This is a genomic window from Streptomyces yamdrokensis, assembly GCF_053890455.1.
Map to the genome: position 1 here is coordinate 7,148,720 of NZ_CM132679.1, position 13,559 is coordinate 7,162,278.

Here is a 13,559-nt window from a genome sequence, read left to right on the forward strand (position 1 = left end):
CCGCCCGATGCCTTCCGGGCGGGCCCACGCCCATCCCAGGCCCGTCGTCAGGAGGATCGCCGTGTCCCGCAGCCGGCTCGTACCCGGTGTCGAGGTCGTCGCCGTACCCGGGCGGGGTCTCGCCGTCCGTACCGCCGAAGGGGAGTTCCTCGGCGTCAGGACGCGGGACGCGGACCAGGGGGCCCTGCTCTCCCTGCTCTCCGGCGCTGCCGCGGTCCCGGCGGACGAGGAACTGAACCGTGTGGTGCGGGCCTTCGAGGAGGCCGGTTACCTGTCGGACGAGCCACAGCGCCCGCAGTGGCCCGCCGCCCGCCGGGGCGTCCGGCTGGTGGGCGACCCGGCACTGACCGAACCGCTGGCCGCGCACCTGGCCGCCCTGGGCGCCGAACCGCGCACGACTTCGCCCGCGACCGGTCCCGGCACGTCGCCGGCGGAGATCGAGGACCTGCTCGACGAAAACCCCGCCGCCGTCGTGTGGTGCCTCGACGGACCCGTACCCGACGGGCTGTGGGACGCCGCCGACCGGCTCCCCGAGCACGGGGTCGCCTGGCTGCGCTGCCACCGCGAGGGCTGGCAGGCGTACGTCGAACCCCTCGCCGCCGCTCCCGGGGACGTCACCGCGGCCCACGTCCGGGCCCGCCGGCTCGCCGCCACCCCCGCCCACCGCGAACTGACCGCCTACTGGAGCGGTCCCCGTACGTCCGGCGCACCCGTCAGGCTCACCGTTCCCGCCGCCGGGCTGCTCGCGGCTCTGCTGGCCGACGACCTCAGCCGGTGGGCCACCGGCGCCCCCGACGCGGCCGGCCTCCCGGCACGGCGCCGGCTCCGATGCGTCGACCTGCGCACCCTGACCGTCACCGAGCGCCCCGTCCTTCCGGTGCCCGACGTCGCACCGATGCCGAAGAAGCACGGATGACACCTTTCAGCGCGATGACCGAAGGCCTCGCCACGGACGTCCGCCTCCCCGACGGCGACGGCCCCTTCCCGGCCGTCCTCATCCGTACTCCCTACGACCGTGCCCGGCACCGGGCCGAGGCGCGCGGCTGGGCGCGCCGGGGGTTCGCCGCCGTCGTCCAGGACGTGCGGGGCCGGTTCGCGTCGGCGGGGGAGTGGCACCCGTACGAGAACGAGACCGCCGACGGGGCGGCGGCGGCCCGATGGATCCGGCGACAGCCGTGGAGCGACGGGCGGCTCGTCGCCGCCGGCGCCTCCTACGCCGCCCACTGCGCTCTCGTCCTCGCCCTCGAGGCGTCCGGCGAGGCCCGGCCGGACGCCGTCATCGCCGCCGTGCCCGCCCTCGGCGCCGCCGAGACGGCACGCGAACCCTCGGGCGTGGAACGGCTGCTGGCCCGCGCCGGCTGGTGGGCCGCCCACGGCGACCGGCGGGACTCCGACGAGAGCGCGCTGGACAAGGCCCTCGCCGCGGACCCCGGCCTGCTCACCCACCTGCCGCTCACCGGCCTCCCCGAGCGGCTGGGGCGAGTCCTGCCTTCCTGGGCGGACCTGTGGCGTCACCACGAACGCGGCCGGCTCGCGTCGCGGGCGGTGCACGCCGGCATGCCCCTGCTCGCGGTCGGCGGCCACCACGACCACTTCACCGAGGACACCGTCGCGCTGTGGCGCACCTGGGGCGGGCCCTCGGCACGACTGCTGCTGGGCCCCTGGGGGCACGGCCTGGTCACCGCGGCCGGCCCCGGCGCCGGACCCGCCCACCGGGTGAATCTCGGCGACCTGTACGTGCGTTGGGCCCGCCGTGCCCTGGCCGGCGAGCTCGCCCCCGGCCACCACGGCGCACTGGCGCTCGGCGGCGGCGACCTGTGGCTGCCCTCCGGCACCGACGGCGAGCCCCGCGCACAGCGGCTGCGGCTGCTGCACGGCTCCGACTTCACCGCCGACCCCGACCGCCCCGTCCGCTCCGACGACCTCACCGTCCCCACCGGCGGACCGCCCGACCGCTGCCTGCTGGCCACCCCGCCGCTGCCGTGTCCGCTCGACGTGGTCGGACCCGTGCGCGTACGGCTGCGGGCCACCGCCCACACACCGTCCGCCGACTGGGCCGCCCGGCTCGTCGCCCTCACACCGGAAGGAACCGCCGAGCGACTCGCCGCCGGTGTCCTCAGGCGCGAGGAACCGGCAGGGCGGGAAACCGGGTTCACCCTCGAACTCGGCCGGCTCGCGCGTCGGCTGCGGGCCGGCACCCGGCTCCGCCTGGAGATCGCCGGGCACCACTTCCCGATGCACGCCCGCAACCCCCACACCGGGGAGGACCCGGTCACGGCCGGCCGGCTGCTCGCCTCCCGGCGGGAGGTCGACCCACAGAGCGTGGCACTGACGCTGCCCGTGCTCCCGTCCCGTCCCACGTCCACCGATCCCGCCAAGGAGATCCTGCGATGACGACGCTGCCGCTGGAAGCTCTTGTCGACCCCGTCTGCGGCATCGTCCGCAAGGTCAAGCCCGTCGAGCACCCCGCGGGCGCCCCGCCCCGCTACACCGCGCTCACCGCCGAGATGTCCGACGCCCGCAGACTCGGCCTGTGGCCCGCCGACCGGGTCTCCCTCGGCACCACCTTCGGCGATCCCGGGCAAGCACGTGTCGCGGCGATAGCCGAGGGGATGGAGCGCTACTGCGGCAACCGCGTGCCGCCGCCCGGCCACCCCGACGCCCCGCTGCGCGCCACCGCCGCCGAGCTGGCCGGGAAGGGCCTGCGGCTCTACGGCCCCGGCGACCTGCCCGCCTACGCGCCATGGCAGTACGCCCGGGAGAAGTTCCCCTATCGTCGCCTCACGGCCGACACCCCGTCCCTGTGGACGCGCGGCACCGAGCGGCTGCCCGACGGACGAACGGCAGAGGTCTGGGCACCCGTCGCCCTCACCCACCTCAACTGGCGCCAGGGCGACCTGCGTGAGCTGCCCCGGACCCATCACCTCAACTACGCGGGCATCGCCACCGGGCAGGGCCTCGACGACGCGGTCGAACGCGCCCTGCTGGAGATCGTCGAACGCGACGCCCTGGAACTGTGGTGGCACCTCGACGGACCGGCCCGCGGCATCGACCCGGCCAGTGTGCCCGGCCTCACCGACGACCTCGCCGGCTCCGCGCTCGACGTCCACATCGTGGAGATGCCCTCGGAGTTCGCCCCCTGCATGGCCGCGCTCGTCCACGACCCGCGGCTCGGCCTGTACGCCGCCGGGTTCGCGTGCAAGTACGACCCGGCCGAGGCCGCCCGCAAGGCGGTTCTCGAAGCGGTCCACACCTGGGTGTTCACCCAGGGCCTCACCGACTCCGACGGCTGGGTCTTCCAGGCCGTCGAGGCAGGACTGCTCGCCCGCGGGCTGTACCTGGAGCACCGCGCCGACGGACGCTACCTCGACGTGTGCGGCGAGCAGTTCGAGCACGTGCGGGACCTGGGGGCGCACGTGCAGGTGTGGCTGGACGAACGGATGGCGGCCGAGGCCCGCCGCTTCACCGAACCCGCCCACGGGACCGTGTCCGTCGACGCGGTCGAGCCCGGCGGGCGGGAGCGGCTGGAGCGCGCGCTGCACGCGGGCGGCCACCGCGTCATGACGTTCGACCTCACCACCGAGGACGTGGCCGAGACGTCCCTGCGCGTCGCCCGGGTCCTCGTTTCCGGGCTGCTCCCCAACGCCCCCGCCGCCTTCGGCTACTTCGGCTGCCCACGCCTCGCCGAAGCGGCCGTCCGGCGGGGCTGGCGTACGACCGCACCGGGCGCGCCGGAGGACTTCACGCTGGCGCCCCCGCCGCACATGTGAGGGCCACTGCCGTGGAACACGCCCACGAGGGCCACCCGGTGGACCTCGCCGCCGCGCTGACCCGCGCCCGCTCCCCGGAGCGTCCCGGTCCCGGCACATCCGCCGGACCCGCCGTCCGGGCCTGGCCGGGACCGTCGCACCCGATCCCGGAGGCCGGCCCGGCGGACCTCGATCTGCAGGCACTGCTGCGCCTTTCGCTGGCGGCCTCGGACGACTCCGGGCGGCTGCGGCCCGCATCCTCTGCCGGAGCCCTGCACCCGGTGGACACCGAACTGGTCGTGGGCACCGGCTGCCCCCTGCCGCCAGGCCGGTACGGCTACGACCCCCTGCGCCACCGCGTCCACCGCCTCGGCCGGCAACCCGACGGCACACCGCCGGGCGTGAGTGCCGAACTCTCCGTCACCGCACGGCGCACGGTCTCCCACTACGGCCACCGCGCCTGGCCCCTGCTGCTGCTGGACACCGGGCACGCCGCCGCGGCGCTCCTTCTCGCGGCCCGCGCACTGGGCGCGGACGAGCCCGAGGTACGGCTGGACGGACTCGCCCAGAGCCCCCTGGCCGTAGTGCGCATCACCCCGCCCGGCGGGCAGGGCCCGGTACGCCCGCCGGACGGCACGCACCGCCCGCAGCCGCCGGCGGGCGCGCCCACTCCCGGCGAACTGCTGACCCGGCGCAGCACGCCGCCGCCGCTTTCGGGCGCCCCGCACCCAAACGCGCTGCGGGCGGTTCTCGCCACCGCCGAACGGGCGAGCACCGGCGACCTGCGCTGGTCCGCCGCCGTCGGACCACCACGCCCCGGCCTGGTCGAGCCGGCGGCCGACGGCACCACACTGCGGCGGTGTGCGGCGGGGGAGGCCCGCCGCACGCTCGCGGCCTGGGCCGCGGGCCAGGCGTGGATCGCGGACGCGGGAGCCGTCCTGCTCGCCCGCGGCTGCCCCGCGGACGCCGGCACGCCGCACATCCGCCGCACCCACCTGCGGGCCGGCTTCGCCGTCCACCTGGCCCACGTCACCGCCCTGCGCCACGGGCTGGCCGCCCGGCCCGTCGGCTCCTGGCAGCAGGCGGACCTCGGTGCCGCGCTCGGCGGCGCACCGGGCCGGGACTGGATCGTCCACGCCCTGGCCCTCGGCACCCGCCACGCCGACGAGGAGAACACCACATGATCGTCCACCCCGAGCTGCGCCGCGCCGCCCGGCGCGCACGGCGCCCCCTGCTCACGGCCACCCTCCTGCAGGGCGCCGTCACCCTCACCCACCTCGCGCAGGCCGCCCTGCTGGCCGTCACGCTCGCCGGCCTGGCCCGCGGCGACACCGGCCGGCTCCCGTGGCTGCTCGCCGCGGTCCTCGCCGTCGTCGCCGCCCGCGCCGGGCTCGCCACCTGGCAGCGGCGCACCGCCACCCGCGCCGGAGCCCAGGTCAGGGTGGCGCTGCGGGACGAACTCCTCGCCCACCTCGGCCGCCTGGGACCCGCACACCTGACCACCGCGCGCGCCGGGGCCGTACGCACCACCCTCGTCGACGGGGTGGAGGGCGTCGACGCGTACGTCTCGCGCTACCTCCCCCAGCTCCTGATCACCCTCACCGTGCCGCCCCTGGTGCTCGCCGTCCTGGCCGCCGTGGAACCGATGGCCCTCCTCGGTCTCGTTCCCGCCCTGCTGCTGGCCCTGTGCGGCCCGCGCGCCTGGGACCGGCTCCTCGCCACCCGCGGCAAGGAGCACTGGGACACCTACGAAGGGCTGGGCGCCGACTACCTGGAGGCCCTGCAGGGCATGTCCGCCCTGCGGGCCGCCGGCGCGGTCGGCCGCACCCGCGCACGCCTGGAGGAGCGCTCGACGGCACTGCACCGGGCGACCGTGGCGAAACTGCGGGTGTCCCTGGTCGACACCGGCATCACCGATCTCGCCATCCAGGGCGGTACCGCCGCCGCCGCGCTCCTCGCGTGCTGGTCGGCCGGCACCGGATCCACCGCGGCGACCGGCACCTACCTGGTGCTGCTGCTGGCCTCCGAGTGCTTCCGTCCCGTCCGGGACCTCGCCCGCGAGTGGCACGCCGGATACCTGGGGGCGTCGGCCGCGGACGGGCTCGCGGCGCTGCGCACCGCCGAGCCCGCCGTCCGCGACACCAAAACGGCGCCCGCCCACTGGCCGGAACCGCCCGAACTGCGCTTCGAGAACGTCGGGTTCACCTACGACGACGCACAGGCGCCCACCCTCCACGGTGTCTCCTTCACCGCGCCGGCGGGACGTACGACCGCGATCGTAGGCCCGTCCGGCGCGGGCAAGTCCACGCTCGTCGCCCTGCTCCTGCGCCACCACGACCCGCAGGAGGGCCGGATCACCCTCGACGGGCGCTGCACGACCCGCTGCGCCCTCGACTCGCTGCGCCAGGGCATCGCCGTGGTCTCCCAGGAGACCTACCTCTTCCCCACCACCATCGCCGACAACCTGCGTCTGGCCCGACCGGAGGCGACGGACGGCGAACTGACCGCTGCGGCGCGGGCCGCCGGCATCCACGACGAGATCACCGCCCTCCCCGACGGCTACGCCACCGTCCTCGGCGAACGCGGCGCCACCCTGTCCGGCGGCCAGCGCCAGCGGCTCGCCCTCGCCCGGGCCCTGCTCGCCGACGCCCCGGTGCTCGTCCTCGACGAGGCCACGAGTTCGGTCGACGAACGCCGCGAGGCGGACATCGTCCGTGAACTGCTGACCGCCGCCGGCGGCCGTACCGTCCTGGTGGTCGCCCACCGGCTCGCGGCCGTCCGGCACGCCGACCGCATCGTCGTCCTGGACGCCGGACGGGTCGACGCCGTCGGCGAGCACGCCGACCTGACCGAGGCAGGGGGCGTCTACGCGCGACTCGTCGAGGCCGGCCACGTCCACCGAGGAGAACTCGCCGCATGAGCAGCGCCATCGACATCGCCACCACCGACGCGGACGTGCCCGCGCGGGGCTCACTGCGCGCCATGCTCCCCGCCCTCGCCGTCCACCGGGCCATGACGGTCCGCACCTGCGTCGCCGCACTCCTCGAACAGGGTTCCCTCGTCGCCCTGCTGACGCTGGCCGCGTACACCGTGGGAACGGCCGTCGTCGAGGGGCGTGCCCCCTCGGCCGCCACCGTCACCGCACTCGTCGGGCTCGTCCTCGTACGCGCCCTGACGACCTGGCGCGAGATGGACCTCTCGCACGACCTCGCCTACCGGGTGCTGGCCGTACTGCGGGTACGCGTCTTCGACGGACTCGCCCGCAGCGCGCCCGCCCGTGTCGCGGGCCGGCGCAGCGGAGACCTCGCCGCCACGGCCATGGCGGACGTGGAGGCACTGGAGTTCTTCTACGCCCACACCACCGCCCAGCTCCTGGCGTCGGGGGCGGTCCTCACCGGCTCCACCGCGGTCCTCGCCACGGTGGAGCCGTGGCTGCTGGCGGCCGTGCTGCCGGTCGCGGCGCTGCTCGCGGTGGCTCCCTTCGCCGACGCGCGCGGACGCACGGCGCGCGGGAGCCGTACCCGGACGGCCGTCGCGAGGCTGTCGGCCGACACGGTGGAGACCGTCGACGGGCTGCGCGAGCTGCTCGCCTTCGGCGCCCTGGCCGAACGACGCCGCCGGCTGGCCGAACGCGGGCGGCAGGTGGGCGACGCCCAGCGTGCCGAGGTCACCCGGGAGGCCGTCGCCGCCGCGGTCCGGGACCTCCTCATCGTGGCCGCGGTCCTCGGTGTGGTGGCCGCGGCCGCGCAGTCCGTGACCGCCGGACGGCTGCACGGGGCGTGGGCCCCGGCGGCGATGACGCTGGCCCTGTCGGCGCTCGGTCCGGTCGCCGAGTCGGCCCGGGCCCTGAGCCAGGCCGTGGCACTGCGCGCCGCCGCCGCCCGGGTCGACGCGGCCGTGAAGGCCCCCGCTCTCGCCCCGCCGCCCGCCGCCCCCCGCCCGCTGCCCCCCGGCCCGCTGGGCGTCCGGCTGCACCGGGTGAGCTTCGACTACGGCAACGGGCCCGTGCTGGACGGCATCGAGCTGACCGTCCGCGCCGGACAGACGCTCGCACTGGTCGGTGCCTCGGGGGCCGGCAAGTCGACCTGCGCCCACCTGCTGGCCCGGTTCTGGGACCCGTCCGAAGGAGCGGTCCAGCTGATACCTGCCGACGGAGAGCCCGTCGACGTACGGAACGTGAGCGACGCGGAACTGCGACGCGCCGTCGCGGTGGTGGGACAGGACACCCCTCTCTTCCACGGCACGCTCGCCGAGAACCTGCGGCTCGCCGCGCCCGAGGCGGACGACGGCCTGCTCACGGCGACGGCACGCCTGTGCGGTGTCGACCTGATCGCCCCGATGGACACCCCGGTCGGCGAGCGCGGCTCCACCCTCTCCGGAGGCCAGCGGGCCCGCATCGCCCTCGCCCGCGCGCTGCTGGTCCAGCCGGCAGTGCTCGTGCTGGACGAGTCCACCGCCCACCTGGACAACGCGGGCGACGCCCAACTGGCCGCCGCGCTCCGCAAGGAGGGCCGCACCACGATCGTCATCGCACACCGCCGGGCCACCGTCCGCCGAGCCGACCGCATCGCCGTCCTGGAAGCCGGCCGCATCACCGAGGAGGGCACCTGGGAGGAGCTGACCGGCCGCCCCGACAGCGCACTCAACCGGAGCCTCGGCCACATCCCCTCCTGAGGGCCGGGCGCACCGACCGCTGCCACGGCGACACCCGACGGCGCCGCCCCGGTCACACTCCGGTGAGGCTTAGCGGCGGGTGCAGTGGGAAACGACTATTCCCGAACGGTTGCCGCGGTGATGGTCGATCGACACGGGGAGGGACCTTACGTGGACACGCCCTTGTACCTGAGGCCGAGGGCGGATCCGCCGCTCGCCGCACTACTGGAGGACCAAACGTTCCTGCACTCGCTCGTCGACGCCCTGGGCTCTCCGCTCAACGTCCTGCTCCCCGAGGTCGTCGCCGGGAACGCGGCACGCTTTCATGACGTCTACCGCCGCCACCACCTCGCCGGGCGGGTGTACTTCGCACACAAGGCGAACCGGTCCAGCGCGCTGGTGCGGAGACTGGCGGCGGAGGACGTGGCCGCCGTCGGCGTCGATGTCGCCTCTCTGGAGGAATTGCGGCACGCTCTGAGCTGCGGATTCACCGGGAACCGGATCATGGCCACCGGCCCGAAGGACGCCGGGTTCCTCTGGCTGGCGGCGCGTGTGGGCGCGACGGTGAACCTGGACTCGCCCGGCGAGCTGGAACAGCTCGCCGGCCTGGTGCGCAGGCATGGTCCGGGCAGGGTCGACGTGCTGGTGCGCCTGTCCGGATTCGAGTCGGCCGCCGGCCACGGGGGAGCGGGCACCCGGATGCTCTCACGACGCAGCCGCTTCGGCACCCCCCTGCGCGAGGCGCAGACACTGCTGTCGGCTCTCGAACAGCACGCGGACGCCGTGGAGCTGACCGGTGTCGCCTACCACCTCGACACCACCGGCGTGGAGGAGAAGGCACGGGCGCTGGAGCAGTGCGTTCTGTTCATGGACGACTGCCGGGCGCGGGGGCTCGCACCGCGCGCCGTCGACATCGGCGGCGGATTCGGCGTCGGCTACCTCGCCGAGGCCGGGGAGTGGGAGCGGTGGACCACCGCGCTGAGCGAGGCGGTGCTCGGCGGCCGCCCGCCGCTGACCTGGCGCGGTCACGGCTACGGGCTGCGCAACGAGGGCGGCACGGTGCGCGGAACCGCCGCGCTGTATCCCGCCCACCGTTCCACCGCCGGCCCCGGCTACCTCGACGAACTGCTCTCGCTGCCCGCACCGGTGCTGGGCCGGCCGGCCGCCACCCTCCTGCTGGAGCACCTCCACGACCTCTACATCGAACCCGGTCGCTCCCTGGTCGACCAGTGCGGGCTGTCGCTCGCGCGCGTGCTCGACGTACGGCCCGCGGACTCGGACTCCGGACAGTATCTGGTACGCCTCGGCATGAACGCGGGAGACATGAGCCTCGAGGAGCACGGAGTCCTCGTGGACCCCGTGCTGCTTTCGCGCGGCGAGCCGAAGAAGGGCGATGAGGAACCGGTCGGCGTCTTCCTCACCGGCAATCTCTGCCTGGAGGGAGATCTCATCACCCGCCGTCTGGTCCACCTTCCCCGGCTGCCGCGCGCGGGCGATCTGCTGGCCTTCGTCAACACCGCCGGATACGCCATGGACTTCCACGCACACCGCGCGCAGCGGCAGCCGCTCGCCAGAACGGTCGCGGTGGAGCGGCGAGGGGAGTCCTGGCAATGGTGCCCGGACGAGGACTACTGGCCGATCACATCCCCGGGGGGGACACCCGCATGAGGTACGACAGCATCACGGATGCCATCGGCAACACACCGCTGGTGCGCATCGACCCCGCCGTGCACGGGCTGCGCAACATCGACCTCTACGCCAAGCTGGAGATGCTCAACCCGTTCGGGTCCGTCAAGGACCGGCCCGCCTGGCACATGGTCCGGCCCCACCTGGAGGCCGCGGCCGACGGCGAGGGGACGGTCGTGGAACTCTCCAGCGGCAACACCGCCAAGGCCCTCGCCCTGCTGGCAGGCATGCACGGGCTGAGGTTCAAGAGCGTCACCAACCGCATGCGCGTACCCGAGATCAAGGAACTGCTCCTGCTCCTCGGCGCCGAGATAGAGGAGCTCCCCGGGCGCAGCGAGTGTCTCGACCCGACCGACACCGACGACCCGTTGACCCACTTCCACCAGGCGCTCTCCGACCCCGGCAGCACCTATCTGCACACCGACCAGTACTTCAACCCGCGCAACGTCGAGGCGCACGCGGCGGGCACCGGTCCCGAGATAGTGAAGGACCTGGACGGGCGGGTGCCGGACTGGTTCGTCGCCTGTGTCGGCACGGCCGGTTCGTCGACCGGCGTCGCCAGGGTCCTGCGCGAGCACGACCCGCAGGTACGGGTCCTCGGCCTGGTCGCCCACAAGTCGGACTTCATACCCGGCATCCGCACCATCGACGAGGTGCACCAGGTCGGCCTGTTCGACCCGTCGACGTACGACACCATCGAGTCGGTGACCTCCGGCGAGGCCATCGACGGGATGCTCACCCTGATCCGGCGCTGCGGACTGCTGTCGGGGCCGACCGGAGGCGCCGCCTACCAGGGAGCGGTCCGGCACCTGCGGCACGCCGACGCCGAGCTGGACGACACGGGGGAGCGCCGGACGGCGGTCTTCATCGTGTGCGACCGGGCCGAGAGCTACCTCAGCTACGTGCGTCAGCGCCGCCCGGAACTCCTGGGCCGGGCGGCGGGCCGTGGGCACGCCGCCTCCGGGCTCACCGACGCCGAAGCCCGCGCGCAGGCCCGCGTCATCGGCGTCGACGACGCCCGGCGCTGGACCACTGCGGGCGATCCCCGTCCGCTCGTCGTCGACCTGCGCAGCCCGCACGCCTACGCCGCCCTGCACATCGAGGGCTCGGTCAACATCGTCGACGAACTGTTCGAGGAACTGCTCCGCGGCGGGCTCCCGTTCAGCAAACGCACTCCCGTGCTGCTGGCCTGTCCCGTCGGCGAGAAGTCGCTGCGCCATGCCGCCGCGCTGACCCGGATGGGTCACCCGGACGTCCGCAGCCTGGCCGGCGGGATCGTCGCCTGGCGGGACGCGGGCGCACCGCTGGTGCGCGAGTGAGCGCCGCGCGGCCGCTTCCCGCGGCGGACGGGGAGAAGGACTCGCTGTGGCAGCGGGAGTTGAGGGAGCAGTTCCCCATCGTCACCGGCCATCCCGAGCTGGCGTATCTCGACAGCGCGGCGACGTCCCAGAAGCCGCGCGCCGTACTGGAGGCCGTGCAGACCTACCTCACGACGTCGAACGCCAACGCGGGCCGCGGCACCTACCCCTGGGCCAACCGGACCACGGAGCTGGTGGAGTCGACCCGGGAGCGGGTCAAGGAGTTCCTCCACGATCCCGAACCGGGCCGCTCCGGCGTCCACTTCACCAGCGGCACCACCGAGGGCCTGCGCACCGTCGCCCGCGACTGGCTCGTCCCGTACCTCGGCGACGGGGACGAGATCCTCGTCCCGTTCGCCGACCACCGGGCCCACCTGGACCCCTGGCTCGAGGCCCAGAGGCTGCTGGCCGGGCGGGGCATCGACGTCCGCGTGCGGGCACTGCCGTACCAGACGGTCTCGGGCGACTACGACCACCGGGCCCTCGGCGAGGTCGTCGGGCCGCGGACCCGTTTCGTGGCCGCCACCCACGTCCACCACGTCTACGGCGGCGACATGAACGTGCACCGCATCCGCGCGGTGGTCGGCCCGGACGTACCGATCTGCCTCGACGCGGCCCAGAGCGTCGGCCACCTGCCCGTCCGCCTCGACGACCCGGCGCTGGACGTCGACTTCGTGGTCTTCTCCGGACACAAGGCGATGGCCCTGCCCGGGACGGGAGCGGTCTGGGCGCGCAACACACGCGGCCCCGTGTTCCGGCCGGACGGCTGGCGGGGCACGCCCAACACGGTGGGCATCGCCTCGCTGCGGGCCGCGCTCGACTGGCTCGACGCGGCCGGTCCCGACCGGATCGCGCGCTGGACGGCAGGTCTCACGACCCGCCTGACCGACCGGCTGAGGCACATCGGTCCGTACGAGCTCCTCGGCTGCCCCGCCAGCCTGGCGGCCGACTCCGCGCTCGCGGCCTCCCAGCGCCGGCACGGCATCGTGACCTTCCGGCACCGGGACATCCCGTCCGACGACCTCGGGTTCATCCTCTTCAGCCACGGCTTCATGGTGCGGGCCGACAGCCTCTGCCAGGCCGGCGCGGACCCGCGGGAGGGATCGGTACGGGTGAGCCTGCACGTGTACAACACGGTGGAGGAGATCGACCGCCTGCTGACCGTCCTCGCGTCCTTGGCGTGAATGGCAACTGATAACCGTTTCCACCTGTAGATTCGTCACTGTCCAGGACACGTGAGAGACGGATGAGGTGGCGCGAGCGATGGGCGTGAGCATGGCGACGGCCGAGGAATGGGTGGAGCGCTGGGAGCGGCAGCAGGAGCGGTACGCGGTGGACCGCGAGGAGCGGTTCACCGTGATCGCGGATGTCGTCGAGCACGCCACCGCCGGCCTTTCCCGGCCCCTCCTGCTCGACCTGGGCTGCGGCCCCGGCTCCCTGGCCGCCAGACTCGCCGCCCGTTTCCCGGCCGCGGAGATCGTCGCCGCCGACATGGACCCCCTGCTGCTGGAACTGGGGCGCACGCACTACGCCGACGCCGCCCGTTACGTCGACACCGTCATCGGTGAGGAGGGCTGGACCGACGCCCTCGGACTGGACCGTCCCCTGGACGCCGCCGTCTCGACGACCGCGCTGCACTACCTGCCGGAACCGGTGCTGCTGCGCACCTACCGCGGCCTCGCGTCCCTGCTCCGCCCCGGCGGCGTCCTCGTCAACGGCGACCACTTCCCGCCGGACACGTCACCGTGCTCGGACCTCACCGCCCACGTGGGCCGTCGCCGGTCGGAGCGCACGGGCGAACGCGCCGGGGAGGACTGGCGGTCCTGGTGGGAGGCGGCGGCCAGGGACCCGGAACTGACCGACCTGTTCACGGAGCGCGGGCGGCGCCGGCCGGCCCACGGCACGAGCGGCGAGCAGATGACGGTGTGCCGCCACGCCGAGCTGCTGCGCCGGGCCGGCTTCGCCCATGTCGCACCGGTCTGGCAGTTCGGCGACAGCGCCGTCCTGGTGGCGGTCGTGGGCGGCGCGGCCGGGGCCGGGTCCCCGGCCGCGACAGGAGACGTACGGGAGAGGTGAGCGGCTTCAGGGGTCCTTGCACTATGCCCGCCCGGAC

Annotated in this window: 10 protein-coding genes; all 10 read left to right on the plus strand. The window is 74.8% G+C overall.

Translation table 11 applies throughout. From position 1 onward, the window contains the following. Positions 1 to 61 precede the first annotated feature (61 nt). A complete protein-coding gene (locus ACWZEH_RS31615; protein ID WP_456194477.1) occupies positions 62 to 916 on the plus strand; it encodes a hypothetical protein in 855 nt (284 codons plus the stop codon). Then, the gene (locus ACWZEH_RS31620) at positions 913 to 2,394 is read left to right on the plus strand and encodes a CocE/NonD family hydrolase (protein WP_456194478.1); all 1,482 of its coding nucleotides are present in this window, start codon (positions 913 to 915) and stop codon (positions 2,392 to 2,394) included. The genes ACWZEH_RS31615 and ACWZEH_RS31620 overlap by 4 nt, the downstream gene beginning before the upstream one ends. Beyond that, complete coding sequence (locus ACWZEH_RS31625) at positions 2,391 to 3,770, plus strand: YcaO-like family protein (RefSeq protein ID WP_456194479.1); 1,380 nt, start codon at positions 2,391 to 2,393, stop codon at positions 3,768 to 3,770. Before ACWZEH_RS31620 ends, ACWZEH_RS31625 begins: the two co-directional genes overlap by 4 nt. A gap of 11 nt (positions 3,771 to 3,781) precedes the next feature. Beyond that, entirely contained in the window at positions 3,782 to 4,933 is a 1,152-nt protein-coding gene (locus ACWZEH_RS31630; RefSeq protein WP_456194480.1) for a SagB/ThcOx family dehydrogenase, read from the plus strand. Next, positions 4,930 to 6,669, plus strand: coding sequence for an ABC transporter ATP-binding protein/permease (locus ACWZEH_RS31635; protein ID WP_456194481.1), 1,740 nt, complete (start codon positions 4,930 to 4,932; stop codon positions 6,667 to 6,669). Before ACWZEH_RS31630 ends, ACWZEH_RS31635 begins: the two co-directional genes overlap by 4 nt. Beyond that, positions 6,666 to 8,423, plus strand: a complete 1,758-nt coding sequence (locus tag ACWZEH_RS31640) for an ABC transporter ATP-binding protein (protein ID WP_456194482.1) — start codon at positions 6,666 to 6,668, stop codon at positions 8,421 to 8,423. Before ACWZEH_RS31635 ends, ACWZEH_RS31640 begins: the two co-directional genes overlap by 4 nt. A gap of 120 nt (positions 8,424 to 8,543) precedes the next feature. Continuing rightward, positions 8,544 to 10,070, plus strand: a complete 1,527-nt coding sequence (locus ACWZEH_RS31645; RefSeq protein ID WP_456199946.1) for a Y4yA family PLP-dependent enzyme — start codon at positions 8,544 to 8,546, stop codon at positions 10,068 to 10,070. Continuing rightward, positions 10,067 to 11,407: a pyridoxal-phosphate dependent enzyme gene (locus ACWZEH_RS31650; protein WP_456194483.1), complete on the plus strand. Its 1,341-nt coding sequence runs from the start codon at positions 10,067 to 10,069 to the stop codon at positions 11,405 to 11,407. Before ACWZEH_RS31645 ends, ACWZEH_RS31650 begins: the two co-directional genes overlap by 4 nt. Then, complete coding sequence (locus ACWZEH_RS31655) at positions 11,404 to 12,630, plus strand: aminotransferase class V-fold PLP-dependent enzyme (protein ID WP_456194484.1); 1,227 nt, start codon at positions 11,404 to 11,406, stop codon at positions 12,628 to 12,630. Before ACWZEH_RS31650 ends, ACWZEH_RS31655 begins: the two co-directional genes overlap by 4 nt. Positions 12,631 to 12,709: 79 nt before the next feature. After that, positions 12,710 to 13,522 carry a class I SAM-dependent methyltransferase gene (locus ACWZEH_RS31660; protein ID WP_456194485.1) on the plus strand — a complete coding sequence of 271 codons (813 nt, stop codon included), beginning with the start codon at positions 12,710 to 12,712 and terminating at the stop codon, positions 13,520 to 13,522. Positions 13,523 to 13,559: the final 37 nt, after the last annotated feature.

Bases quoted from the DNA above. Each gene is read 5' to 3' on its own strand.
- ACWZEH_RS31650 (WP_456194483.1), top strand. From the start codon at position 10,067: ATGAGGTACGACAGCATCACGGATGCCATCGGCAACACACCGCTGGTG.
- ACWZEH_RS31625 (WP_456194479.1), top strand. From the start codon at position 2,391: ATGACGACGCTGCCGCTGGAAGCTCTTGTCGACCCCGTCTGCGGCATC.
- ACWZEH_RS31640 (WP_456194482.1), top strand. From the start codon at position 6,666: ATGAGCAGCGCCATCGACATCGCCACCACCGACGCGGACGTGCCCGCG.
- ACWZEH_RS31660 (WP_456194485.1), top strand. From the start codon at position 12,710: ATGGGCGTGAGCATGGCGACGGCCGAGGAATGGGTGGAGCGCTGGGAG.
- ACWZEH_RS31635 (WP_456194481.1), top strand. From the start codon at position 4,930: ATGATCGTCCACCCCGAGCTGCGCCGCGCCGCCCGGCGCGCACGGCGC.
- ACWZEH_RS31620 (WP_456194478.1), top strand. From the start codon at position 913: ATGACACCTTTCAGCGCGATGACCGAAGGCCTCGCCACGGACGTCCGC.
- ACWZEH_RS31645 (WP_456199946.1), top strand. From the start codon at position 8,544: ATGGTCGATCGACACGGGGAGGGACCTTACGTGGACACGCCCTTGTAC.